The following is a 984-nucleotide window of genomic DNA, read 5'->3' on the forward strand; positions in this document are numbered from 1 at the left end:
TACGCGTGGTGCTAGTTCGTCATAAAATCAAAAAAGCCTAAATTGTATACCAATATCGTCAATTCAATCTTTAATTGAAAACCAAATAGACTACGGGTGAGATTGGTTTCAATCCCAAATTGCTGGGCTAAAATTGAAAAGCGTGACTCTATTGTCCGCCGTAACGCCTTGAGTTGACGCTTATTATGCTGTTTAGCACCTTTCATATTAGAACGATAAGGCGTCCATAAGTTATAGCCTAGGGCCCTAAAACTGGTCTTGAGTTTTTTCCCAACATAACCAACATCGGCCAAAATATTGGGACAAGGACAACCGCTAATTAGCTCAGGCGCTACCTTAGCATCATGAACTGAGGCTGCCGTGATCACATAATTCAGAATATAGCCATTAGCCGTGACGACCATGTGGGTTTTAAACCCATAAAATGGCATTTTCTTGGTGGCATTATAGCCAATGTTGGCCTTCCCAGCAAAAATTCTAACTCTGAAATTACGAACTTTGGCACATAGTGGGTTGGGTAAACTGTCGATAATCGCTAGGTCGCCCGAATGAGCATAATCCTTAGTGATACCTGAGCGAATGGCATTGACTACTGCCAGTAATTGTTGCGCGCGGCGGTTGAAACGTGAACGTGATACCACCATTTGCCGCGGCATAAACGCTGCCATCAGATAATAGAAGCGGCGTTGCGATTGAATTCCCAGTGTGACTTGTAAGCACAGTAAAGCTAAAAGTTTAATATCAGTAATTTTAGTATGTTCAACGTTGCGCCGCTCAATGACGCTACGCGGACAATAACGCTGATAAAGCAATGAACATAACTGGTAAAAGTAATGGAAACTAACTTGTAATTCGTGACGATTTTGCTTAAACTTGAGGTGGTTCAACACAGTTATTACTCCTTTTAAGTTTTGTCACTTATGAGTCTAACTGGGTTGGACTTTTTTGTTAAATTTCTAAATGTTACAAACTAGCACCACACGT

The 984-nt window shown here is 41.2% G+C and carries 1 protein-coding gene; it reads right to left on the bottom strand.

What is annotated here, in order from left to right; all coding sequences use genetic code 11:
• Positions 1 to 11: 11 nt before the first annotated feature.
• Positions 12 to 890: an IS982 family transposase gene (locus tag FFM78_RS13660; protein WP_010500113.1), complete on the bottom strand. Its 879-nt coding sequence runs from the start codon at positions 888 to 890 to the stop codon at positions 12 to 14.
• Positions 891 to 984: the final 94 nt, after the last annotated feature.

It is taken from the genome of Loigolactobacillus binensis, from assembly GCF_005405165.1.
Lineage (GTDB): Bacteria > Bacillota > Bacilli > Lactobacillales > Lactobacillaceae > Loigolactobacillus > Loigolactobacillus binensis.